The sequence below is a fragment of the Halobacillus sp. AWH4_228 genome, assembly GCF_056158365.1.
Genome location: NZ_JBSWTE010000001.1, coordinates 3356954 through 3380615, shown reverse-complemented (window position 1 = coordinate 3380615; position 23662 = coordinate 3356954). Strand labels below are relative to the sequence as shown.

At 47.8% G+C, this 23662-nt stretch carries 20 protein-coding genes and 1 riboswitch; of the genes, 9 read left to right on the top strand and 11 right to left on the bottom strand.

Annotated features, from left to right (window positions below):
• Positions 1-94: 94 nt before the first annotated feature.
• Positions 95-652, top strand: coding sequence for a class I SAM-dependent methyltransferase (locus ACXADP_RS17555; RefSeq protein WP_474972030.1), 558 nt, complete (start codon positions 95-97; stop codon positions 650-652).
• A 56-nt stretch (positions 653-708) separates the two neighbouring features.
• Here ACXADP_RS17555 and ACXADP_RS17550 read toward each other — a convergent pair whose 3' ends face one another.
• Positions 709-1440: a polyphosphate kinase 2 family protein gene (locus ACXADP_RS17550; RefSeq protein WP_474972029.1), complete on the bottom strand. Its 732-nt coding sequence runs from the start codon at positions 1438-1440 to the stop codon at positions 709-711.
• A gap of 151 nt (positions 1441-1591) precedes the next feature.
• Between ACXADP_RS17550 and ACXADP_RS17545 the strand changes: the two genes are divergently transcribed.
• Entirely contained in the window at positions 1592-1738 is a 147-nt protein-coding gene (locus ACXADP_RS17545) for a hypothetical protein (protein WP_474972028.1), read from the top strand.
• A 433-nt stretch (positions 1739-2171) separates the two neighbouring features.
• Here the strand turns inward: ACXADP_RS17545 and katG are convergent, their stop codons facing one another.
• Positions 2172-4418: a catalase/peroxidase HPI gene (gene katG / locus ACXADP_RS17540; RefSeq protein ID WP_474967437.1), complete on the bottom strand. Its 2247-nt coding sequence runs from the start codon at positions 4416-4418 to the stop codon at positions 2172-2174.
• Positions 4419-4828: 410 nt separating this feature from the next.
• On the opposite strand from katG, the gene ACXADP_RS17535 reads away from it, so the two are divergent.
• The gene (locus tag ACXADP_RS17535; protein WP_474967438.1) at positions 4829-5590 is read left to right on the top strand and encodes a PAS domain S-box protein; all 762 of its coding nucleotides are present in this window, start codon (positions 4829-4831) and stop codon (positions 5588-5590) included.
• Positions 5591-5697: 107 nt separating this feature from the next.
• Here the strand turns inward: ACXADP_RS17535 and pelG are convergent, their stop codons facing one another.
• Genes pelG through ACXADP_RS17510 form a run of 5 tightly spaced genes read right to left on the bottom strand, consistent with a single transcriptional unit; the run spans position 5698 to position 12555 of the window.
• Positions 5698-7170, bottom strand: a complete 1473-nt coding sequence (gene pelG, locus ACXADP_RS17530; protein ID WP_474972027.1) for an exopolysaccharide Pel transporter PelG — start codon at positions 7168-7170, stop codon at positions 5698-5700.
• Positions 7151-8569 carry a GT4 family glycosyltransferase PelF gene (gene pelF, locus ACXADP_RS17525; protein ID WP_474972026.1) on the bottom strand — a complete coding sequence of 473 codons (1419 nt, stop codon included), beginning with the start codon at positions 8567-8569 and terminating at the stop codon, positions 7151-7153. Before pelF ends, pelG begins: the two co-directional genes overlap by 20 nt.
• On the bottom strand, positions 8566-10404 hold the full coding sequence (locus tag ACXADP_RS17520) for a DUF2194 domain-containing protein (protein ID WP_474972025.1): 1839 nt from the start codon (positions 10402-10404) through the stop codon (positions 8566-8568). Before ACXADP_RS17520 ends, pelF begins: the two co-directional genes overlap by 4 nt.
• A complete protein-coding gene (locus tag ACXADP_RS17515; protein ID WP_474972024.1) occupies positions 10401-11327 on the bottom strand; it encodes a tetratricopeptide repeat protein in 927 nt (308 codons plus the stop codon). Before ACXADP_RS17515 ends, ACXADP_RS17520 begins: the two co-directional genes overlap by 4 nt.
• Positions 11320-12555 carry a GAF domain-containing protein gene (locus tag ACXADP_RS17510; RefSeq protein ID WP_474972023.1) on the bottom strand — a complete coding sequence of 412 codons (1236 nt, stop codon included), beginning with the start codon at positions 12553-12555 and terminating at the stop codon, positions 11320-11322. The genes ACXADP_RS17515 and ACXADP_RS17510 overlap by 8 nt, the downstream gene beginning before the upstream one ends.
• Positions 12556-12624: 69 nt before the next feature.
• Positions 12625-12711, top strand: a riboswitch (cyclic di-GMP riboswitch).
• A gap of 35 nt (positions 12712-12746) precedes the next feature.
• Between ACXADP_RS17510 and ACXADP_RS17505 the strand changes: the two genes are divergently transcribed.
• Together ACXADP_RS17505 and galE are read left to right on the top strand one after the other, a co-directional pair.
• Positions 12747-13589 (top strand): glycoside hydrolase family 191 protein, encoded by an 843-nt coding sequence (locus tag ACXADP_RS17505; RefSeq protein ID WP_474967444.1) that lies wholly within the window; start codon positions 12747-12749, stop codon positions 13587-13589.
• Positions 13590-13766: 177 nt separating this feature from the next.
• Positions 13767-14816, top strand: a complete 1050-nt coding sequence (gene galE / locus ACXADP_RS17500; protein WP_474972022.1) for a UDP-glucose 4-epimerase GalE — start codon at positions 13767-13769, stop codon at positions 14814-14816.
• A gap of 532 nt (positions 14817-15348) precedes the next feature.
• Here the strand turns inward: galE and ACXADP_RS17495 are convergent.
• The 3 genes from ACXADP_RS17495 to ACXADP_RS17485 are packed head-to-tail and all read right to left on the bottom strand — an operon-like array spanning position 15349 to position 18139.
• Positions 15349-16524 carry a DUF4317 domain-containing protein gene (locus ACXADP_RS17495; protein WP_474972021.1) on the bottom strand — a complete coding sequence of 392 codons (1176 nt, stop codon included), beginning with the start codon at positions 16522-16524 and terminating at the stop codon, positions 15349-15351.
• Between the two features lie 59 nt (positions 16525-16583).
• Entirely contained in the window at positions 16584-17906 is a 1323-nt protein-coding gene (locus ACXADP_RS17490) for a glycoside hydrolase family 18 protein (RefSeq protein ID WP_474972020.1), read from the bottom strand.
• 59 nt (positions 17907-17965) lie between these two features.
• A complete protein-coding gene (locus tag ACXADP_RS17485; RefSeq protein ID WP_202409778.1) occupies positions 17966-18139 on the bottom strand; it encodes a hypothetical protein in 174 nt (57 codons plus the stop codon).
• A 198-nt stretch (positions 18140-18337) separates the two neighbouring features.
• Here ACXADP_RS17485 and ACXADP_RS17480 point away from each other — a divergent pair, with 198 nt between their 5' ends.
• Complete coding sequence (locus tag ACXADP_RS17480; protein ID WP_474972019.1) at positions 18338-20527, top strand: ATP-dependent helicase; 2190 nt, start codon at positions 18338-18340, stop codon at positions 20525-20527.
• A gap of 134 nt (positions 20528-20661) precedes the next feature.
• Here the strand turns inward: ACXADP_RS17480 and ACXADP_RS17475 are convergent, their stop codons facing one another.
• Positions 20662-20976, bottom strand: coding sequence for a hypothetical protein (locus ACXADP_RS17475; protein ID WP_474967449.1), 315 nt, complete (start codon positions 20974-20976; stop codon positions 20662-20664).
• Positions 20977-21396: 420 nt separating this feature from the next.
• Between ACXADP_RS17475 and ACXADP_RS17470 the strand changes: the two genes are divergently transcribed.
• The 3 genes from ACXADP_RS17470 (at position 21397) to ACXADP_RS17460 (ending at position 23651) form a co-directional block, all read left to right on the top strand.
• A complete protein-coding gene (locus tag ACXADP_RS17470; RefSeq protein ID WP_474967450.1) occupies positions 21397-21780 on the top strand; it encodes a hypothetical protein in 384 nt (127 codons plus the stop codon).
• A 3-nt stretch (positions 21781-21783) separates the two neighbouring features.
• Entirely contained in the window at positions 21784-22245 is a 462-nt protein-coding gene (locus ACXADP_RS17465; protein ID WP_474967451.1) for a flavodoxin, read from the top strand.
• Positions 22246-22451: 206 nt separating this feature from the next.
• Positions 22452-23651: a DUF819 family protein gene (locus tag ACXADP_RS17460; RefSeq protein ID WP_474967452.1), complete on the top strand. Its 1200-nt coding sequence runs from the start codon at positions 22452-22454 to the stop codon at positions 23649-23651.
• The last annotated feature ends 11 nt before the right edge of the window (positions 23652-23662 follow it).

Genomic DNA, 23662 nt, shown 5'->3' with positions numbered 1-23662 from the left:
GCCCCGGTAATTAAAGATATTCGGAATGTCTGCAGTAAGGAATCACGAAAGGATATTAATTTAGGAACGACATGACTGATCTAGGAGGACAAGAATGACTAAACCCATCTACGACCATTATTATGAAGAACCGCAATACTTCGGTGACCCCTACCCAGGACTCATCAAGTTCTTTGAGTCCTATGAACCGAAAGGACACGTGCTGGATTTAGGATGCGGGCAGGGGAGGGACGCTCTTTGTTTAGGAAGGTTAGGCTATACAGTGACAGGGGTGGACATATCAACAGTCGGCCTTGAGCAGATGAACCATTCCGCCAGTGATGAGCAGCTGGACGTCAAAGGGGTGGCAGGAGATCTTTATGCGTACCCGGTATCCCGCGACCACGATATTGTCCTGCTTGATTCCATCCTGCATTTTTATAAAAGGGACCTGGAAAAAGAAACAAAGCTGCTCCATCGTGTCGCATCCGAGTTACAGTACGGCGGCATCCTTGCCACTTTCATGATTCAGGGAGAGGAGAGGGAGGATCATCTGAAACGCGTGCTGAATGAGATGGATTTCGACTGGGAAATCCTTTGTGATGATTATACAGACTATCCTGCCTTTCACGCCGCGTATCATATGTACATCGTGAAGAAAAAAGGGGAATGACCTTGAAAGAACAATCCCTGACATCTCTATCAGGGATTGTTTTTTATTATCCTCACTTATGGATTTGGATGAGAAGGGACGTGCTGTAACCTTTTTTCAATGGCCTGGATAATAATCCGATTGGTCTTCACCCGGGCAAAATGCTTATTTTCCCCTTCGACAATGTGCCACTGACATTCAGGAGGAGAAGTATAGTGGAACATATCTTCCACCGCTTCTTCATATATGTCCCATTTGGACCGGTTTCGCCAGTCTTCGTCTGTGATTTTCCATTTTTTCAATGGGTCGGATTGTCGTTCTTGAAATCGTTTGAGCTGTTCTTCTTTTGATATGTGCATCCATATTTTAATCACTACATAGCGGTCTTGGGAAAAGAGTTGTTCAAATTGATTGATTTCATCGTACGCCTGTTTCCATTCCTGCCCTGAAGCAAAACCTTCGACCCGCTCCACCAGCACCCGTCCATACCACGAGCGGTCAAAGATGGCTATTTTCCCATAGGGAGGGAGCTTATTCCAGAACCTTTTGAGGTAATGGTGGCGTTTTTCATTTGTGGAAGGCGCACCGATGGCATGGACCTCGAAGCCGCGAGGGTCCAGTCCGCTCGTAATCCGCTTGATGGCGCCTCCTTTACCGGAAGCGTCCCAGCCTTCAAAAACGATGATCACCCCTAACTGCTGATCGTAAATGGGGCGCTGCAGCTGAAGTAACTTCAGCTGTGTTTCCTTCAGTTCCTTTTTGTACTGCTGTTTGTCTATGCTCAAGGATAAGTCTACAGATTCCAGCATGGTTTTCTCTCCTTTGGAGTAATCGATGGATCATTCTTCCTTACCTATTCATCAAAAACCGTCTGAACTCCTTTTTGTAAACGTTTGCAAAGTAGACACAACTTCCACCGTTCCCACCCGCACAGGGTGTTATAATAAAGGTGTAAAGAAGATGAGTAACAAACATAAACAACTTAGGTGGCTCAACCATTGCGGGTTCGTTTCCGAGCGAGCGACAATCACAGCCATTGAGAGAATGTTCCTCCGCTTAAAAAGGGAGGACAACGGGTCTGTGATCCAGCCGGCCGCAGAAGGATGACAGGGAAGGTTTCTTTACAAAGCTGGATGGTCCAGCGGAATAAGGAAACATTGGCCGCTTCCATAGCTGCTGCTTTCTCCTTTCTGGGCTGGAATAAAAACGGGACGTAACGGGATAAGGAAACGAATGCCTGGTAGAATTGTCCTTCGGGAAAGTCTTAAAAAATCAATCGAAATGTATAGAATCAAGGATGATTCTTACATGGTTGGGTCACCTAAGTTGTTTATATTTTTCCCCGGCGCTTTTTCGCGCCGGGGTTTCTTTTGGTAGATGGTAGAACGACTATTCCGATAGATGAGGTGAACCCCTGCCGTCCGGTAAGTGTAACTAATTGTGCGGACGGCTGTCCTGACTCAGGATGCATATAAAAAACCCTGGAAGCAGCAGTGCCGCTTCCAGGGTTTTTGGGGTCGGGGGCGTTGATGATTAATGGTTACGCCTGGTTATAAGCCAGGTTTTTATTCTTTTTCAGGTCAAAACGATCGGCGTTCATGATTTTCACCCATGCGGATACAAAATCATGGACGAATTTCTCTTTGTTGTCTTCTGTCGCGTATACCTCTGCAATGGAACGAAGCACAGAGTTTGAACCGAAGACAAGATCTACACGGGAAGCAGTGCGGACAAGCTCGCCACTCTGGCGGTCACGGCCTTCATAGCGGTTGTAATCCACAGGCTTCCACTCGATGCCCATATCAAGCAGGTTGACGAAGAAGTCGTTGGTCAACGAGCCGACACGGTTCGTGAATACACCAAGATCCGTATCCTCATAGTTCGCTCCAAGTACACGCATGCCGCCGATAAGAACGGTCATTTCAGGGGCCGTCAGTCCAAGGAGCTGGGCTTTGTCGACGAGCAGCTCTTCAGGGCTGAGCGTGTATTTTTTCTTCTCGTAGTTACGGAAACCGTCAGCCATCGGTTCTAATACATCAAAGCTTTCAGCGTCGGTTTGTTCTTCTGTGGCATCTCCGCGTCCAGGTGCGAATGGGACTGTGATATGAACACCGGCATCCTTCGCCGCCTGTTCGATGGCAGCTGAGCCACCAAGGACGATCAAGTCAGCCAGGCTGATTTCATAATCGATTTCCGACTGGATGCGCTCGTACACGTCAAGAGCTTTGGCCAGCTGCTGAGGCTCGTTGACTTCCCAGCTTTTCTGCGGTTCCAGACGGATGCGCGCTCCGTTGGCTCCACCACGATTGTCAGAGCCGCGGAATGTGCTTGCAGAAGCCCAGGCTGTTTTGACAAGCTCACTGATCGTCAGTTCAGAATCAAGAATGTGGGACTTGATGTCTTCAATATCTGCATCAGACAGATCGTAGTTCCCTTCAGGTACAGGGTCCTGCCAGATCAAATCTTCTTCAGGGACTTCAGGTCCAAGGTACCTTGCTTTTGGTCCCATATCACGGTGAAGAAGCTTGAACCAGGCACGGGCGAATGCATCGGCGAATTCGTCCGGATTTTCATGATAACGGCGGGAAATCTTCTCATAATCCGGATCCATGCGGAGGGCCATATCCGCGGTCGTCATGAAGGTTGGTACTTTCATGGATGCATCCTCAGCATCAGGCGCCATATGTTCTTCCTTCTGGTTGACAGGAGCCCATTGGTTGGCACCGGCAGGACTCTTGGATAGCTCCCACTCGTAGCCGAATAGAAGGTCGAAGAAGCCGTTATCCCATGTCGTCGGGTTTGCTGTCCATGCCCCTTCCACACCACTTGTGATTGTGTCGCGGCCTTTTCCGCTGCCGTGTGTGCTCTGCCAGCCAAGTCCCTGATTTTCAATCGGTGCTGCTTCTGGATCCGGACCAACGTGGGCTTCGGCATCTCCGGCACCGTGGGCTTTACCGAAGGTGTGTCCACCGGCAATCAGCGCTACAGTTTCTTCATCATTCATTCCCATACGTCCGAATGTATCGCGGATATCACGGGCACTTCCAAGTGGATCCGGGTTGCCGTTCGGTCCTTCAGGGTTGACGTAAATCAAGCCCATTTGAACAGCAGCCAGTGGATTTTCAAGGTCGCGGTCACCGGAATAACGGTTGTCGGCCAGCCATTCTCTCTCTGTACCCCAGTAGACGTCTTCTTCCGGGTGATAGATGTCTTCACGGCCGGCTCCGAAGCCGAACGTTTTCAGACCCATGGATTCAAGAGCAACGTTACCTGTCATAACGAGCAGGTCGGCCCAGGAGAGTTTATTGCCGTACTTCTGTTTGATCGGCCAGAGGAGACGGCGGGCTTTATCTATGTTGGCATTATCCGGCCAGCTGTTCAATGGAGCGAAACGCTGGTTTCCTGTCGCGCCACCACCGCGTCCGTCACCTGTACGGTATGTTCCCGCAGCGTGCCAGGACATACGGATGAAAAGGGGACCGTAATGCCCGTAGTCCGCCGGCCACCAGTCCTGACTGTCTGTCATCAGGTCATGAAGGTCCTGCTTCAATTGATCATAGTCAATCTTGCTGAACTCTTCCTCATAATCAAAATCATCGCCCATCGGCGTTGTTTTCTTATCGTGCTGGTGAAGAATACTCAAGTTGAGCATATTCGGCCACCAGTCTTTATTGGTCGTTCCTACTTTTTGTGTGGTAATGGCTGTTTCTTCCTCTGTGCCACCATTCGTTTGACCAGTGAACGGGCATTGACCGCCCTGGCTTCCGTGAAGATCATCTTTATGCATATAACAATTCTCCCTTCAGAATTTATGTTATTTTATAACCCATCTCAGATTATAATTATAATAAAAAAGAACATAGATTGAAAGAGTGAACCCGTAAATATTTTGAAAGATTTATGAACAAACGTTCGTGTTCATAGAACAGAGGGAAGTGGCAGCGATCGACAAAAAGCGGTGTAATGCGGTTTTTTAGGTTTTTCAAGAAGTTTACTAGCTTTATTGTAACAAACTATCAGAAAATATAATATATTTTAAGTGGTTAAAATTCATACAGGAAATTTTCAAGTACAGCGCTTTCATTCTCAATGATATTTCTTTGTCCTTCGCCATAATGTGACAAATATCTCTGTTTCCGTGTGCTACTATAGTAAAAAGCTGCCTGGAAAAAGACCATTCAACGGGGAGGGAGCGGGATGAAAAAATCGACACGCGCCTTATTTAATGAAGAAAAAGAAAGCCTGCACAGGGAAATTACCGAATATTCGATGGAACCGACCGTCATCCACTGCGATCATGAAATTCTTCACATCAATGAAGCGGCTTCCGAGTTCTTTGGACTGGCAAAAGACCAGATTGTCGGAGGAAATGTCTTAGATGTGTTTACAGAAGACTTCCGGTCTTTTATCCGAGGACGGATTAAGGATGGGGAAGAGAAGGGCAGAATCGGGGAATTGGTGGAAACAACCGTCTACCGGGGAGACGGCACGGTTGTGGAGGTAGAACTTTTCTGTCATCCAATTCAATATGAAGAAACTAAGGCGATTCAATCGATCTTTCGTGATATGACCACACAGAAAGAAGCGGAGCGTGAACTGATCAAAGTCATGACTCCTATCGTCCCGCTGAAGGAAGGAATCGCTGTTCTTCCTCTGATCGGCACGATGAATCAAACAAGGACGGAGCATATGATGCAGCAGCTCTGCACAGAAATCCCCCGTCACCGCCTCAACTACCTGATCATCGATGTGTCCGGATTGTATGATGTTGATGAACATGCCGGAAAACTACTCTATGAGCTGACAGGCGTTCTTAAGCTTCTCGGCATATCCCCCATTTGTACAGGAATCCGACCGGATATGGTGAGAAATACATTGAAGTTTCTCAATCAGGACGGGAGGGGGATGATTCCGACAATGGCATCGGTCAGTACGGCCCTCAAAAAAATAGCCTTCTAAATGATATAGAATGGGACGTAGGTTTGAACATCTGTTAAAACACGAAGCGGGCGCCGTTATAGAGAATAAAAAAGGTCCGTCCCATGAGTGGGGACGGACCTTTTCTGCTAGAAGAGGGTGCGTTTGTTCATCCATGCCCCCAGCTTTGTAAACGGTCTGCGCTTTTGCGTGTAGGTGAGTGCCTGCGGCTGGCAGAAAGCTTGATAGTCGACTTTCTCAATGAAAAGAATCAAACGGGCTAGTGCGAATACAAAGGCCAGCGTGGACCCAATCGAGAAACTCAGCCCATAGCCGTCATAGCCGAATGGGAGGAACAACAGCGACAACCCGAGATTCAATAGGAAAAAGATGATGGATGTCCACATGGCTCCCTGCCGGTCTTCGAAATAGAGGAGGATCAGTGTAATCACAAGAACCATCGCATTGGCAAACGCACCGATGGTCGTAAAGCGGAAAATGGAGGCAATATCAGGTTCTAGGGAAAGGAAGGATGCAATACTTCCAATCGTCAGAAGGATCAGCAGGGAAAAGAGCCCCTGGCTGCGGATCAGACGCTCCATTTCCTGCTTCAGAACGCGCTGCATCGCTGTTTTCGCAGTCTTGATCTGGGAAAGCGTCCCCCCTTCATTGATATAACCGTAAAAGACACGGTACCGCTCATAAAAACGCGTTTCAACGGAAACGACGAAAATGATCAGCGTTGGGATGATCGTTAAGTACGACCAGAATATCGCCGTATCATAGATGCGGTGGTACAAGAAAGATTCTAAAAGGAAGCCGTTTCCTTCACCGAACCAGATCACCCAGTTACAGACCCAGATGCCGACATTGTACAAGAATCCCGTCCAGAATAAGGAAGGGAAACGGTCAAAATAGTCCAGATAGCTGAATTGGTTCTCCTTCGACCTGGTTGGAAACGTCATGAGCATCGACATGAATAACCCGAACAACGTCACGAGCATGCCTGACGTAAATCCGGCAAGCAGAAAGAAGCTGTTGGAGTGCTCGAACACCGGAAACCAGGAAGCGTTTTTTCCAAACAGGAAGACGAGAAGCAGAGCGGCTCCGCCTCCGGCCAGGAAGCTGTAGGCCACGGCCTGATAAAATTTCGCTGCGCTGAGGAACAGGAACAGCACCCAGATGAGATTAACGGTCACATAAAGAATCAACATCAGCCATTTGAAGTAGTAGGGAAGAGGCGAAATCAAAAAGAAAATCAACCAGCTGATGAAAGCAAGTCCGAGCGTCACCTTTGTCATCCCGATAAACGTTGGGAAAATGGCCTCTGTTCGTCGTTCATAAAACAGGTCGGCGGTGTACCGGGTGACAACTAACTGCTGCACACCGAAGAGGACCTGGGAAAAGATGAAGCAGTAGGCTACAGAAAGGTTGAACAGCTCCCTCTCCTGCAGATCAAGCAGGGAGAAGAAAGAGGTCATCCACTGGATCACAGCAATGGTCGCAATAACGACCAGCCACGGACCGGAGGTGACCAGTCCTGCAAATGCGTAGGCTTTAATCCGCGAGGAGAAGTAGTCCTCCTGAAACAATTTCTGCAGCTTAAACCCGATGCCGGCCATAAGCCATCCCCCTTTCTGTGTACAACTCTGTATACTGATCAATGAATTGGTGCACTTGATAATACGTTTCTGCCCGCTTCTGTCCATTTATTCCGAATTTCTCAGCTTCCTGAGGGTGCTCATAATACCATTGGCAGTGTTCAGCAATGGCTTTCGGATTCACGGGCGGGACGACAAAGCCTGCCGGTCCGAAGGGATCATCTTCACGTCCATACATCAGCTCAGAACATGACCCCACATCTGTGACGACATAAGGAATCCCTGCTGCCATACCTTCAAGGACGGCCAGCGGCTGCCCTTCTGAAATACTTGTCAAGAGGCAGACATCAAAGTGAGGAAGGTAGTCTATGATATTGACCTTACCCGCAAGCATGACGCAGTGATTTAGACTCAGCTGTTCAATCATCAGCCGGCATTCCTCGGCATACTCTTCCTCTTCATCCAGTGGTCCCATAATCGTCAGCTCAAAAGGGACCCCTTTGTCATCGAGGATTTTGGCGGCATTGATCATCGTTTTAATATCCTTGATTGGAACAACGCGGACAATCGCCCCGATTTTCAGAACATCTGTTTTGGGAACTTTGACAATTCCTGAAAGCCGGTCATAATGGATGCCATTTGGAATGACAGCCAGCTTGTCTTCATCAGCACCAAGTTCATGTTGGAGCCGGCTGTTGCGGTCGAAAAGCGTAATCACATCATCCGCTTCCGTGTAGGCCTGCTTGGATAAATGATGGAAAAACTGGACCCAGCGTTTTTTATAGTACTCAGGAATCCATCCAGCCTGCAGGATTTCCTCCTCACGCTCTCGTGAATAGATGCCGTGTTCCGTTAAGAGATAAGGAATTCCCTGACGCTGCTTGATGGCAGCAGCAATCAGTCCGGCATAACCCGTGGACGCAGAATGGATCAGATCAAGCTCAGGGAACTCCGCCTGCAGCAGCTCGAGGACAGGCGTGAACATGCCGCGCCACATCCAGAAGTAATCGATGAAGGAACCCGACTGTTCTTCAATCCGGTAGCTTTCCTGTACCATGTTCCAGAACAGTTCGCTTGAAAAGAGCGCTTCGGTCGAACCGATTTTTTTCTTGAAGATGTCCAGTACATCCGGCGGAAGACTGCGGAACATCATCCAATCGGTCAACATATGCTGTTCTTCTTCAGTCAGTTTGACGCGCCGCTTTTTTGCGGCTGGTTTTAGATTCAATGGAAGGTTAATGACTTCCGTGATATTGGAAGGAAGCTCGTAGCGGTAATCGTCAGCGGTCATTTCCTCCGGTGTAATGGCAATAATGACGAATTCATGCTGAGGCATCTGTGCAGCAAGCATCTGTACCCAGCTGGCCACGCCGCCGCTTACGTAGGGATAGCTTCCTTCAACGACCATTCCTATTTTCACAAGGCTTCATCCTTTATCGTAATTTCAGCATACGGCTGTTTAAGGGTCACTTGATAAAGTGTGCCGGATTCACCGAGAGATTCGACATCTCCATAATCAAAGGAACCGGTCTCGATCCTTCCTTTATTCAATCTGACAAGAACTGTGGAAGGGGAGAGGAGATTTTCGCCCTTGATAACGATCTGCTCGTCCTGATAGGTTACGTCAATGACAGAAGCCTGGTACTGTTTCATTTTCTTTGTGGCGTCCGTTTGCCGCATCCCCTTCAGGTGTGTGTAGTGATCGTGAATATAATGGAGCATATCTTCATAAGACTGCCTCATTTCCGGCCATCCACTGTCTCCGGCCCGGTATGGATCGAGCACATCATCCGGGTGGATGAAGTGGGCGAATACCCCGAAGTTCGCAATCGCATCAATCTGGACGAAACGCTCTTCATCGGTCTCCCCATACCCACTTGAAATCCTTGGGAAATGGTAGATGGATGGAAACTCACTGTTTGGTTCATATTCCTGTAAGAAGGCTCCCGTCTCCTTGTCACCTGTATACAAGCCGGATACAGCTTCAAGTTCCGGAAATACTTCATGCAGAGCGCGCACCCCGGTTTCGTTTAACACATTGGAAGGGGGGACATAGGAATGAACGTCCTTTTCCTTGAAGTAGTAGTTGAACAGTTCGTTCACTCGGTTTAGAGACTCTTCCATCTCGCCTTGATTCTGCCAAGGACGGTAGCCGTATTCAGGATTGATCGGTTCATCTGCTGTTACAAGAGACTGGTGATTATATCCATGGAGTCCAATTTCCCCGTCCTCCTTCAAAACCTTGCGGCCGAAATAAAGCATTGGGAAACGTCTGGTTTCAATCAGGTCTTCTGCTGTCATATCCATCGTATCCTGATAGGTTCCAATTAAGTATCCGGTATAAATCACATCTTCTTCTTCGCCGATCCGTTTCATATCCTCCCACCAGACTTCAGAATAAAAATCTTCCACAGTCAAATCGTAATCCCGCTGGATCACATCTGTCGTACCGCTTGGAACAGGAGAAGGGAAGTCATCAATGTGCATCACCTTAATACCCGCCTGTGAGGAAACGAATGTGGGAGGCAGGAAGGAAAGGGCCTGCAGCATTAGTCCACGTGAGGTTTTTTCTGTAACAGAAGAGGTGTTCCAGAACATGACCTTCCCTTCTCCGTAATTGTTCGCCCATAAAATCGGGTGATCTTCTGCTGAAATGTAAACATCGGCGGTTTCAGCGAGTTCAACATCAGCAATGCTGTGGGAAAACAGCTGGGAATCCTCACCTAAATCCATATATCCAGGGAAAACTTCCTTCTCAAACGTCAGCCCGTATATATCGTCGAGGAAATCTTCCACATCTTCCAAGCCGATCAGTTCATTCCAGTTGGGATTGATGAAGCGTGAGGCAATATACAGGTTTCCTCCCTTTTCCACGAAGGAGCGGATTTCTTCATACGGCCATTCTTCGGAGTGCTCACCTCCGAGAACGAGGACGGTATAAGGGGAAGGCGTCAGCTCTTCCATTTCCTTTTTCGTTATCTCCTTATAGGAAACCTTAGCGTAGTCCATGGCGTATTCCAGGTTTTCCAATGCGTCCTTGGACAATGGGGTGTCATTTTTATGCACATAAACCTGAAGTTCTTCTCCTTCTGTGGGACTCTCCTCCGTGCTCATCGTTTCCACCGATGTTTCTTGTGCCGTTTCGGCAGGAAACCACTGATGAAACATATCGAGCCGCATAAATTGCAGAATGATAATGGCAGCTGTGAATAGAAGGAAAAGAACCGAAGCATAAATAGTGATTTGTTTTTTCACAGTGTTTTCCCTCCCATCTGTTGGATAATGAAGCGTTGGCTTTCAGGGATGTCCTCTGCCTGCACATGTTGGAAAAGGTCGTTGAGCACAGGCTTGATGTTTGTCCAGTCGCGTCCTGCATAGTATATTTCAATCAATTTCAAGTAGCCTCCTGGATGGGCCGGGAAGCGGCTGACCATCTCACGGAAAGCTTCCACCGCTTTTTCCTCTTTTCCACGACGTATGTAAATATCGCCGAGACTGCGGTACATCCATGGTTCTTTTTCAAGTTTCGGAACCATTTCTTCCAGCAGTTGTTCATATTGTTTCTCGAGCCGCGCCTGTCCGTTCTCATCAAGAATACCACTTCCCAGATAACGTTCGTACACGCTGCATAAACGCTCGAAAGACATGGGTGCTTCCGGGGCCAATTCTTTTCTGGCATGTTCCAGTTCTTTTTCAAACCGGCTGGACAGCACGTTCATGGTTGTAGCTGCATAGTGGACGGTTTCTGAATTGTTGTGGATCAGGCCGAGGTTCAAGTGCCGTCCTTTATTGGCGATATCGGAATTGATCAGACTGACAATCAATTCCTTCTGGTTGACGCCATCGTTCCTCAAAAGGGCATCGCTGATGGGCGATAAATCCATGCTTGATGATGCTTCATAACGCAGGTATTCAAGATTCAACGGCGTGAATGTGACATAATCATCGTAATCATCAATCATGTGATTGCTGCCGGACGCTTTCGCAGCCAGCCAGGCGGCCAGTCCGAGAAGCTCTCCGATGATCGGGAGGAATACGCTCGTAATGGCGAGCCATGTGACGGTTCCTTTTTTGTCATCATGCATCCTTTTTCGAAGCAGCAGGGAAACGATCAGAACAGCGAGGCCGTGAATAACATAGAAAAAGATCAGCCAGTAGGGTTCCTGGAAATTAACCAATGTAAATCCCGCCTTTTGTATCGAGTGCTTTGTAAATCCGCTCTTCGACGATGGATGCATTCTCGGAGCTCGTACCTGGAAGCAGGAAGTGGAAATGCTGCTCCGTCTGGTCGTAACCCATAATGTCCAATTCTCTCAAGTAGGCACGCAGGATGATTTCTGCTTCCACGACCGACATTTCCCTGTAAGGGCTGACATCGATGGAAACGACACTATAAGGCACCCCGTATTTCTCCGCTCGTTTTTCCTGAAGCTGAACAAGTTCGTCAAAAGCTTCCTTATCATAAATACTTGTGCCTGGATACATCTTCTGCTCTTCTTCTTTACGAAGATACTCTCCAGCTCTTTCGATCCGGTTGGCCATCCAGTCGAGCACGAGAGAGAGGATTTGAACTTCATATTTTGTCAGTTTGGCAAAATCAAGTTGATCAATCACGAGGATTTCCCGTACGTCCTGATTGTAGACGATCGGTCCGATCAGCACCGGAGCATCGGCTTCATCATCAACCGTCTTTAAAGTAATGGTTTTGTTCTTCAGTCCCCGTGAGAAAATCGAGGCCGCATCATCAATGAAAATCGTCTGCGGAAGTCGTTCGGTATTTCCTTTTCGAACGCGGAGGCGCAGCGATTTCTTAGAAGAGTCGACATGATAGACAGCTAAGTTTTCCGCTTCAAACAGGTCTCCGATAATCGTAACGGCCTCGTTTCGGACAAGTTCTGGAGAAGGCTGATCAAGCGTCTTTCCGACTTCGTAAATCCTGGAAAGGGTGTACTCGGAATCAAGGACCTTTGCCTGCATGACCCGTTGAGACCGTTCCAGAGCAGTTAAGGATGTTTTTAGTTCCTCATTTTCATCCTTCGTTTCCTTCAGCACATACTGCTGACTCTCATATCTTTCCCGGAAGGACGTGCTGTACAGCCCTGTAATGACGCCGGTCAGGAGTAGGAAGAGGAGAGATAAATAATTGGCGGGATCATAGAATAAGAGAAACAAGTCCCCGTCCCGCTGATACATGTCATACACATGATAGAATAATGCAGCAAAAAAGCTCAAAAGAGCAAAATTCACACCGTATCTGAGGGAAAACAATAGGACAGCAAAGAAGACAGGGTTAAGCGTCCATTCCAGCATGTTCCATTCCAACGTCTGATCAAGGAATCCCAATACAAAAAATACGAGGATCAGTTCAATAAACTTCCGGATAAAACTGGATTGTTGGTAGAACATCCAATCACCTCCATGTGGATTTAAAATACTTTAACATGTTAAACCTGTGGTATAATGTGGATAAAATTGAATAGAGAAAGGCAAACTTATCGAAAGATAAGGGCGCAAAGACATGGGTCGTAGTTCCTCACAGGAGCCGACTGCCAGTCTGCAATGCCACAGCCGCTCTCTGAATAATCAGGAGGCGTATTATGGGTATACTCACAAAAATGAAACGGAGTTTTCTTGTTGTTTTAGCCGCTGGTCTTGTACTTTCCCCTCTATCTACTTCTGCACAATCTTCTCATCCACTTTCCAATGTGCAGTCCTATAAAATTTATTATGATTCTCCGACCGAAGCAGTCTTGAATAAGATGCAGGCGTATGATGCTGTCATGATTGAACCGGTGTTCTATACTAAAAGCCAGATTGAAACGATTCAGCAGTCCGGGACATTGGTGTATGGGTATATCAACACCATGGAAGCTGATAACTGGAATACGGCGTTGATCAGTCAGCTTGAAGAGTCCGACTTTTTCCACCGGGACGGTGAGCGTGTCTATTATCCGGAATGGGATTCTTATCTGACCGATATCACCTCTGATCATTATCAGCAGGTGCTGCTGGCTGAGATTGAGAAGCAGGTGGCTGATAAGGGTTTGGACGGTGTCTTTTTAGATACTGTCGGCAATATCGATAACGAACACTGCGGATCCGATGTACTGGATGACCAGCGTGCGGGCATGGCCGTCTTCCTGCAGGAAATCCGGCGTCAGTACCCTTCCTTGTCCCTTATTCAAAACTGGGGGTTCGGCACGTTGTCGACCACAACGTATCCTTATGTAGACGGCATTATGTGGGAGAATTACAATTACTCCTCGGTTGCGAAAGATCAATGGTCCCTGGACCGCATGCGGGATTTGAAGCAGCTTCGTCAGGAAACAGGTTTGGAAATACTGACTGTCTCCTTCTCTCAGAAGTCGAAAAGTCAGAGGCTGGCAGAAAGTCACGGGTTCATCCATTATCATGAATCCAGCCATTATAATGCTTGGTAATTATTATACAAAAATTTTCTTGAAAAATGGGCTGAATGGCGTAAAAATGTCGAAAAATGAACAGATCGAGGACTTTTATAAGGGAGCCTAAAGGAGGGCTCCTTTCCTTTTATAGTAGACATATCCTTAATTTTCCTGTACATTCCAAGGTAAGAGATTGATAGAGGAGGAGAGGCAATGATCTTAGTTACAGGCGGGGCCGGATACATAGGCAGCCACATCTGTCTTGAATTATTGGAGAGGGACCATGAGGTTATCGTTCTGGACAACTTATCGAACAGCCACCCCGAATCCCTGCTGCGTGTGCAGGAACTGACAGGGAAGACGTTGACGTTTGTAGAAGGGGATCTGCGGGATCAGGACCTTTTACGAGAGGTTTTCAAGGACTTCGATATTACAGCTGTCATTCATCTGGCAGGACTGAAGGCGGTCGGTGAATCGGTTTCTATGCCGCTGACGTACTATCATAACAACATTACGGGGACGTTGATGCTGTGTGAAGTGATGAAGGAATTTGATGTGAAACAGCTGATCTTTTCGTCATCCGCCACCGTGTATGGCACCCCTGACTCTCTTCCTCTTACGGAGAGTGCATCGGTTGGGGCCACAAATCCTTATGGCCGTACGAAGCTGATGCTTGAGGAAATTCTTCAGGATTTATATGTCTCTGATGAATCGTGGAGTATATCTGTTCTCCGCTACTTTAATCCGATCGGGTCGCACCCGAGTGGCCGCATAGGTGAGGATCCTTCAGGGATTCCGAACAACCTGATGCCTTATATTACAAAGGTGGCTGTCGGTCATTTCCCTGAATTGAAGGTGTTTGGTGACGATTACCCGACGGTTGACGGGACAGGAGTAAGAGATTACATTCACGTCGTGGACCTTGCGAGAGGACACGTGCATGCGTTGGAAAAGACAGCAGGCGAAACTGGAATCGAAACGTATAATCTTGGAACAGGTGAAGGATACAGTGTTCTTCAGCTCGTGAAGGCTTTCGAAAAAGCTTCCGGCCGTAAAGTTCCCTATGCCATAGAGGGGCGCCGCTCCGGAGATATTTCGGAGTGCTTCGCAGACCCGGCCAAAGCTCATTTGAAGCTGGGCTGGCAGGCAGAGAAGACGATTGATGATATGTGTGTGGACTCCTGGAACTGGCGGAAGCAGAATCCAGAAGGCTATACGGGAGAGAAGAATGCCTCCAAGCGGGAGCTTGTCGGACAAGAATAAAAAAGGGAGTGGACGTCACCGTCCACTCCCTTTGGCTGTAGAAAAAGCCTGTGTTAACCAGTTCGAGTTATCCATTTGTCGTGTAAAAGGTCACATTCCGCTTATCGGTGGATGAATGCCGCGGGCACGCCCTCCACTGACTTGGTCAGGAAGACCGCCTGCCCAAGTGGATCTTCGGCCCGTGCTGTTCCCGCAGGCATCACCACCGAACGCTCCTCGTGCCGACGTTGGAATATAGAGGAGAGAGATTGTGCACGAAGCAGGTTCGCAGATTTAAAAGCACGGCATGGGCTGCGCTGTTGCCGCCTGCGTGGAAAACAAAAAGGGAAAGCACAGGCGCTGATGACGACTGCCTGCCGGAATATGAAAAAGATTGTCCTGCATCCAGCTGTGCTGGGTGAAGAGTCTTTTTCGATGTTAAAGAATCCCCAAGGAGTGGCGCCCCTTCCACTCCTGCGGAAAGGGAAGGGGCTTTCGCTCCTGGCGGTAAAAAAGAAAAAAAGGAGTGGACACGCGTGTCCACTCCTTTTTTTCAGGAGGGTTCGTTTCCGAAGGCCTCCGGCAGCATTTTAAATCCGTCAATTTCTGCATCTTCTTCAATTTCAATCATAATGCATCGTTTCCCTTTGTAGTTGACCTGTCTGACAAACTCCAGATCCTGGGGACTGATGGAGATGTTGGCCACTTTCGTGTTGATTTTGATGGATTTCGTCTTGTATTTAGGAACGATACTGCTGGCTTTCAGCTCGTATCCTTCGTTGTCTGTGATCATTTGAAAGGCGTGTTTCACTTTTTCGCCTTCGACCTGCTCGCCGCTTTGGTTTAATACCCGTTCCACGTCCCGGTAATCAAGCTTTGGCGGGGTATCATCCTCATTTTCCTCGACCACTTTATTGATTTCCCCATATACATTGGCGAGGGTGGATGGACTCAGTTGATCCCCGACGACACCGCGGATGACTTCCTCAAATACGGCTTTGTCTTCTTTTGCTGTCATAATCTCTTCGCCGTTTAAGACATCCTCGATAAACCAGTAGTCCGGTTCGTTGGCTTTGCCGGCGGCGTACAGCACGTGGTTGACATCAGAGGTTCCTTCGGTAATGCTCGGGAACATGAATCCCGTCAGCGGGTGCTTCAAGTCAATAACCGGATCGACCTGGATATTGTACTTGAATTCTTTTTCAACATAGTCGAACTGGATTTCCTTTTTCGGCTCTTCCGTCTGGTTGACGCTGCAGAGAATAAACGGGTTGGAGTACACGGCATCGCGGTCACTTTCTTCTGATTCTTCACTGCGTCGTCTCGTCGGTTTTAAGTATTCGGCCCGTATGAAAGTGATGACGACATCTTTTTCATACGGATGGTCCTTGATCATTTTTTCCGTCATGGCGAGCATTTCCTGTTTCCAGTCTTCTACGTTCCGGCTCAAGAGTCCGCGGTGCAGAATGAACTGGCTGGAATTCTCTGCCTCCTGGTTGAACTTCAGTTCGAACAGCTTTTCGTCGAGCTGGCCTGTGAGCACTTTTTTGAAGTTGGTCATAAAAAGCTCCTGCTGGTCGCGGTCCAGCATTTCAAACGGCTGGCTTTGATGATGATAGATGTCTGTTGATTCCTTCATAATATAGACGTTGAATATATTCGATATCTTCATCAGATCATTGTCGACCTTCAATTGTTTCCGGATCCCGGCTATGTCTTTTTTATCCATCAATCCCACTCCTACCTCTATGATTCTTTCATTTTATCATAGCTTGGAAGTGCGGCGTTTCACCGTTTTTTTATGGTGAATTCTTCTTTAAGCAGGAAGCCGGCTTGAGGGAAATCGAGACCGGTTTTCCAGCCGCCGACACCCTGGATATCATATTTTTTCACGAGTCTGTATTTGGCCAGTATGGACCGGGCGTCCTCGAACCACACTTCATGAATGTCGCCCTGAGGATCGGTGTAGGAAAACCACGGACTTTGTTTTTCAAAATCATAATGGATCGGACGTTGGTGCTCCATCGCTGTATCGACAGCTCGCTGCTGGGAATAGGCTTGGACATCTTCAGGATCTTCTGTATTCCAGTCATAGGCGTACATGGCGATTCCTAAGAAAATTTTCTCTTTCGGCATGGCTGTTACTGCATAGTTCATAACAGCATCCACCTTCTTGATCGGTGCAATGGCGCCGGGCGACCCACTCATCCAGTGCCAGTTGTACGTCATAAGAAAAACGAAGTCGACGGCCCCGCCGATGGTGTTGTAATCATAGGCTTTGTGGTGGGCAGGGGTGTAGGCGCCGGTCATCGGCGGCAGGGCGGCTCCGACTTCTCCTCCTATTCTATGAATCCGGGTGGAAAGCTGCTGGATGAATGTATTGAAAGAAGCCCTGTCCTTTTCGTGCAGACTTTCAAAGTCGATCACCACCCCTTTGTACTGCTTTTCGTCCACGAGGCCGGCGATATTTTCAATCAACGCTTTTCGTTTCTTCTCATTAGACAGCAGACGGTGGGCCAAATCCGGATCGAAGCCTTCTTTAGTTAAATTAGTGATGGTGGCATGAGGGATCAGGCCTTTTTTCCATGTGCGCGATATGGAGTCTTCACCGTTCAGTCGGCTGAGTTCTCCACTCTCGTCCGGCCGGTATTCGAACAGGCCGAGGGCAGATAAATACTCCCCATAATAGTCAATGGACTGTTGATTTTTTACTGGGGTGCCGGGAATGAAAAATGCTCCAGCGGTAATCGGCTGTTTCCGACTTTGCGGGATATGGAGTTTCTGCCCGGGCGTGATGACGCTTCCGCTGATGCTGTTTCGTTTTTTTAAAGCATGGATGGACGTCTGATGAATCCGGGCAATCTTCCAAAGTGTATCCCCTGTCGTTACGTTGTACGCATTCCCAGGTATGATCACGGACTGCCCGGGCATGATCTGCGAACCGTCCGTTATGCCGTTTATCGTTTTCAAACGGTCTGGCGTTGTTTCATACTGTGCAGCGATTTTCCATAAGCTGTCCCCGGGCTTCACTGTGTAGAGGACGCTTGCAGAGACAGGTGCTGTGGAAAGGGAGAAAAAAATAATGATGGTAAGTAGACCTGTACGTTTCATAATAACCTCCAACTATAGAAAGAGGATTCCCCTGAAAAAGGGAAATCCTCTACATTCATTTAGTTATCTTGTTTTGCTTTTTTGGATTTGCGGGCTTTTTTCGCTTCTTTCTGATGAGCTTCATTCGCAGCAGCACTGCCGAACTCCTCAGAAAACTCTACATCGGCCTGTTTTGGAGCAAACCCTTTTTGGTTCTTCTGCTCTGCTTGGTTTTTCTTTGTTTTCTTCGCCATCGTTCTCCACCTCCTTGTCCCTGATAGTATGTTTCTTCTTCGGTCATCTCATGTAAAAAGAGGGAAGAAAATCATCTGGAATCGATTGGGTGAAGGAGGTATAATGGAACAACAATGATGATGGAAAATGTAGATGGAAAAGGGGCGCGGGCCTTTTTCCATCTATTTTTTCTTTCCTGAACAGAAAGGGACGAACATATGGATTTCTTCACAAACATGGAACAACACACGGGAGTAAAACTGAACGATGTCCAGAAGCAGGCGGTTCTTCACACAGACGGCCCACTGCTCCTGCTGGCATCACCGGGATCCGGGAAGACGACGACACTGAATATGAAAATCGGCTACCTGCTTCTTGAGAAAAAGGTGAAGCCGGAGCGGATCATGGCGATTACTTTCAGTAAAGCATCGGCCCGGGACATGTCCGATCGTTTTGACCGGTTTTTTTCTTCCCTCACGAATGAAAAGGTGCACTTCTCAACGATTCACAGCTTCGCCTTTCAAGTGGTCCGGGAGACGCTGCAGAAAAGAGGAGAATCCTTCCAGCTGATCGAGGGGAATGTCAGTGATGAAGAACTGAAAAAGGGTTTCCATGGACCGGATGTACCGCTCCACAAAAAGTTTATTTTGAAAAGGATTTATGAGGATATCCATCAGAAACAGATGTCCGAGGATGAGATGGATGAACTGATGACTTACATCAGCTTCGTGAAAAACCGGATGCTGGCAGGGAAAGAGCTGGAGAAGGTTTCGTGTCAGGTGAAGCGGGCGGCTGATATGTATAAAGAGTACGAGCGGTTTAAAAAACAGCAGGTTTCTGATCGGCTTCTGCTCGATTTTGACGATATGCTCACGTACGCCCATCAGTTTCTTTTAGAAGATGCAGAACTGCTGGGCCGTTATCAGAGCCGCTTTGAATATGTGCTGACCGATGAAAGTCAGGATAACAGTGTGGTCCAGCATGAAATCGTGGAGCTTCTGGCGCGTCCGCACAACAACTTATGTGTCGTGGCGGATGATGATCAGTCGATTTTCATGTGGCGGGGATCCGACGTAACGAAGCTGCTTCAATTCGAGAAGGTTTATGAGGATGCTGCCGTGATGACGATGTCGCAGAACTACCGGTCATCGAAGGAAATTGTGGAAGCGTCCAATCAGTTTATTAAACGGAACAAAAACCGCTATCCGAAGCAGATGTTTACGGAAAATCCGTCCAACGCCCCCATCCAGATGCAGACGTTCAGCAATTATGATCAGCAGCTGACCTATGTCGCGGAAGCTGTGAAAGCAGCCTCCCCGGGGGAGGAAACGGCTGTTTTATACCGGAACAATTCATCAGCGGTTCCACTGGCAGACAAGCTTGATAAGGCCGGTATCGATTTTTATATGAAGGATATTGATGCCAAGTTTTTCAAGCACTGGATCGTTGAAGATATATTGAACTTCATGCGCTTCAGCTATAATGATCAGCGGGTGGATATCCTGGAGCGGATTCATACGAAATTCAACGGCTATATCACGAAAAAGCAGATCGCTTTTTTGAAGAGAACACACCTCTCAACCTCTATTTTTGATGTGTTGAGAGAAGAGGATATCCCTTCGTATCAAGACAAAAATCTCGCTCAGGCGAAAAAGAGGTTCCATGAAATGAACACCATGGAGCCCGGCAAGGCCATTCGTATGATCCGGGATAAGCTCGGTTATGACAAGGCGGTCACGAAAATGTGTGAGAACTTCGGCTTCAATGCGGAGCATCTATTCGGCATTCTGGACACCCTTGAGGAAATTGCCCACGGTCTCGGTTCATTAAAGGGCTTTGCAGACAGATTGAAACACCTTGAACAGCTGATTCAGACGTCGAAGTACAACAAAAATAAAGCTCCCCTGACTCTGACGACCTTCCACAGTGCTAAAGGGCTGGAATACGACAATGTCTATATGATCGACCTTATTAACGGGGTGGTGCCCTCCAAGGATGACATGGAGCGGTATCGAAGTGAAGACCGCGCGCCGATGGAGGAAGCGGTCCGGTTGTTTTATGTCGGCATGACGCGGGCACGCTCTCATCTTGAACTCCTTTCCTATAACTATAAAGGCAGTGAGCGGGTTACAGAGTCCATTTTTCTTATGAATGTCCGCCGCATTATCCAGCCGGAAGGGGAGAAGAAGAAAAAGGCTCCGGTCCGTCCGGCTGTCGACTTATCAGATGAATCGCTGCTAAAGGAAGGGGAGATGGAGCTTGGGTTGAAGGTGTCCCACCGGAAATTCGGAGCGGGCATCATTTCCGAATATGGCGGGGATCAGATCGGAATCCAGTTTGAGGAGCATGGATATAAGGAGCTGCTGCTGGCGTTCTGTCTGGAAAACGGATTGTTGAAAAAAGCGTAGAGACCGGCGGTTCCGGAGATCCAGAAGGCCGATCTCCTCTTGCCTGCATAATAATTATTCAAAAACTGCCGGGGATGATCCCAGCGGTCTGAAGAGGATACCCGTCAAAGGGTATCCTCTTTTTTGAAATTTCTTCACAATCCATTCAATCCTAAGAAAAGTGGACCGATAGTCATGAGCAGGGATACAACCGTAAGGGTGATCAAGGCACCGCGTGGAAGCTTCCGTCTTTCTTTTCCTTTGTACCATCCACTGAATTGAAGGTAATTCCTATATATAATAAATAAAAAGACCCATACGCCGGCTGCTCCAACCACTCTGTATGGATCATGAACGTCGACAGCTTCGTAAAGCGGTCCAAGCACGGTAGACCAGAGTACTGCTCCAATGAATGGAAGCAGCAGGAGAATACGGAGAAGTTCAAGGAGCATCCATGCTGTTGGTTTCACAGAGATCCCTCCTTTTTTATGACAGTGTAGTCTATTTTGAAGATGTTGGAAAGAGTCAAGCGGCCCGTCCGGGTTAATGGGGGGATCGCGTTCCGGAAAGCTGAATGACAGAGGGGATGGGAGGAAAACAAGGTGGATTCTCGGCAATCAGCTGTGTCATAAACGGGCGATCGCTGCGGATGTAGACAAGGAGAATGATATTTAAATAGCAGAAGCTCATCCGCGGGCGGCTATAATAAGCAGACGGAAGAGAAAAAGCAGGCGCTCAGTAAAAAAGCGTCATTCTTTAAAAAACAGCTCCAGGACGGACACTTTCATACGGAATAAACGTACAGGGGGACTGTGCGTTTTATTTTTTATTGACAATGATAATCGTTATCAATTATGATATAGGTGTGAATCAGGAAGGGAGAGAAGACAATGCAGGAATGCTTATTTGTTGTCAAATCCTTTACGTACGAAAAAGGAAGTCGTCAATGCTCGTGTCATCAAACAATCCGGTTTGATAAGGGAGATCGTTTACATATTGTTCAAAATCCATACGCTGTGGCCAACCGTGGCTGGTATGTGCTCGTGCGGAAAAATGAGGAGGGCGCTTTTCCAATGTCCGCCCAGTTTGTCCAGGACCTTTATGACCGCCGTGCAGTTTCTACGAAAATGGATATCCAGCTTGCTCTCAACTATCACACGTATAAAATCAATCAGGCGTTGGAATGGAAAGATGAGGAGAGTTTCCGGACACATGCACGTCTCCACGCCCGGCTTTCCGGTTACCTTGAAGACAGCCTCGTAAAGGGTGTGTAACCTATGGCACGCATTTTCATTGGCTTTGCCAGCATGTCCGGGAATACGGAGGAAATGGCGGACTTGATCAAGGAGCGTCTCGAAGGAGATCATGACATCCACTTGGAAGAAATAGAAGAAATCGAGCCCGATTTTCTCGCCGGTTTCGATGCGGTCCTTTTAGGATCCTATACGTGGAATGATGGAGATCTGCCTTATGAAGTGGAAGATTTCTACGAAGACCTGGAAGACATCGATCTGACGGGTAAAGGTATTGCAGTATTCGGATCAGGGGATACCTCCTACCCGCAGTTCTGTGAAGCAGTGAACCTTTTTGAAGACAGGTTAACGGCTGTCGGTGGAGAGCGGATGTCGGAAGGATGGAAAGTAGATATGCATCCCGATAAGGAAGAAGACTTGACACGTCTGCAGGTTTTTACAGACGAAATCATCGAACATCTGGGACGATTAATACAATTGAAATAAATTTTTCAACAGTGGCTTTTTACAGGGGAGCGTTTACATGCGCGCCCCCGTAGGGAGCCTCTTTTTTATGGGTTGGATTGGAAAAATAATGGCAGTACTTTTTTATTTCTCAAGCGGTTTTCCTGTGCTATACTCCCTCAATGTGGCTTTTATAAACCATAAATTGTTTGATAATTCAAAGGATTACGTAGAAAAGGAGTATCATCATGATTTTCACACAAGCCCTTATCCAAGAGCCTATGGCGGTCTTCGCCTATTTAATAGCTATCGTCGGCATTGTTTTCATGTTAGCGACAGTTGACTATGCACCACTGAAAAAATTCTTCGGCTATCTGCCGCCGTTGATCTGGATGTATTTTCTTCCGATGTTGTCGACGACATTCGGCATCATCCCGCAGAGTTCTGACCTTTACAGCTTTTTAAGTACTTATATGCTTCCGGCAGGTCTGCTGCTTCTAATGATCAGTACGAACGTTCCGGCCACTTTGAAACTCGGCGGAAAAGCGGTCCTCGTTTTCCTGGCAGGAACTCTCGGAGTCGTCGTCGGCGGCCCGGTTGCTTTCGCCCTGTTCCAAGGTGTGCTTCCTGATGAAGCCTGGCGCGGAGTCGGAGCGCTTGCCGGAAGCTGGATCGGTGGTACCGGAAACATGGGTGCCATGATAGAAGCCTTCAAGACCCCGGATGATATTTTAAGTCCGATTATTCTGACCGATACACTCGTTGGAATCGGCTGGATGGGTGTCATGATCTCCCTGGCCAACTTCCAGGATCGATTCAATAAGTGGAACAAGGCAGATAACTCTACAATTAAAAAAATCAACGAAGATATTGCTACCGACGTGGCACGCAACGCTAAACCGCTGGAGCTGCCACAGTTGTTTGCGATTCTGGCGGTCGGTTTTGCCGGTTCATACTTGATCCGTTTGTTTGCTGATTTGTCATTCATCCCGAAATCTGATGTGATGAGCACATCGACTTGGACATTCCTGCTTGTTACCGCTGTTGGTATCCTGCTTTCCTTTACGAAGGTGCGGAAGCTTGAATACTATGGTGCCAGCAAAATTGGGTATATGGGAATTTATCTGTTCCTTACCGGAATAGGGGCTCAAGCGAATCTTGCAGATATTGTTCAAGCTCCTGAATTTCTCTTAATGGGAATGGTGTGGCTTTCTATTCACATACTCTTTATTTTCACTGCTGCCCGTCTGCTTCGTGCTCCATTGTTCTTCGTCGCTGTCGGATCACAGGGGAATATTGGCGGGACAAGTTCTGCGCCGATTGTAGCGTCCGTATTCCAACCGGCTCTTGCGCCAGTCGGCCTTCTCATGGGGATTCTCGGAAACGTCGTCGGCATGTACGCCGCTCTCCTATGCGGCCAGCTCGCCCGGATGATTGCCGGGGGCTAAATAAAAGACCC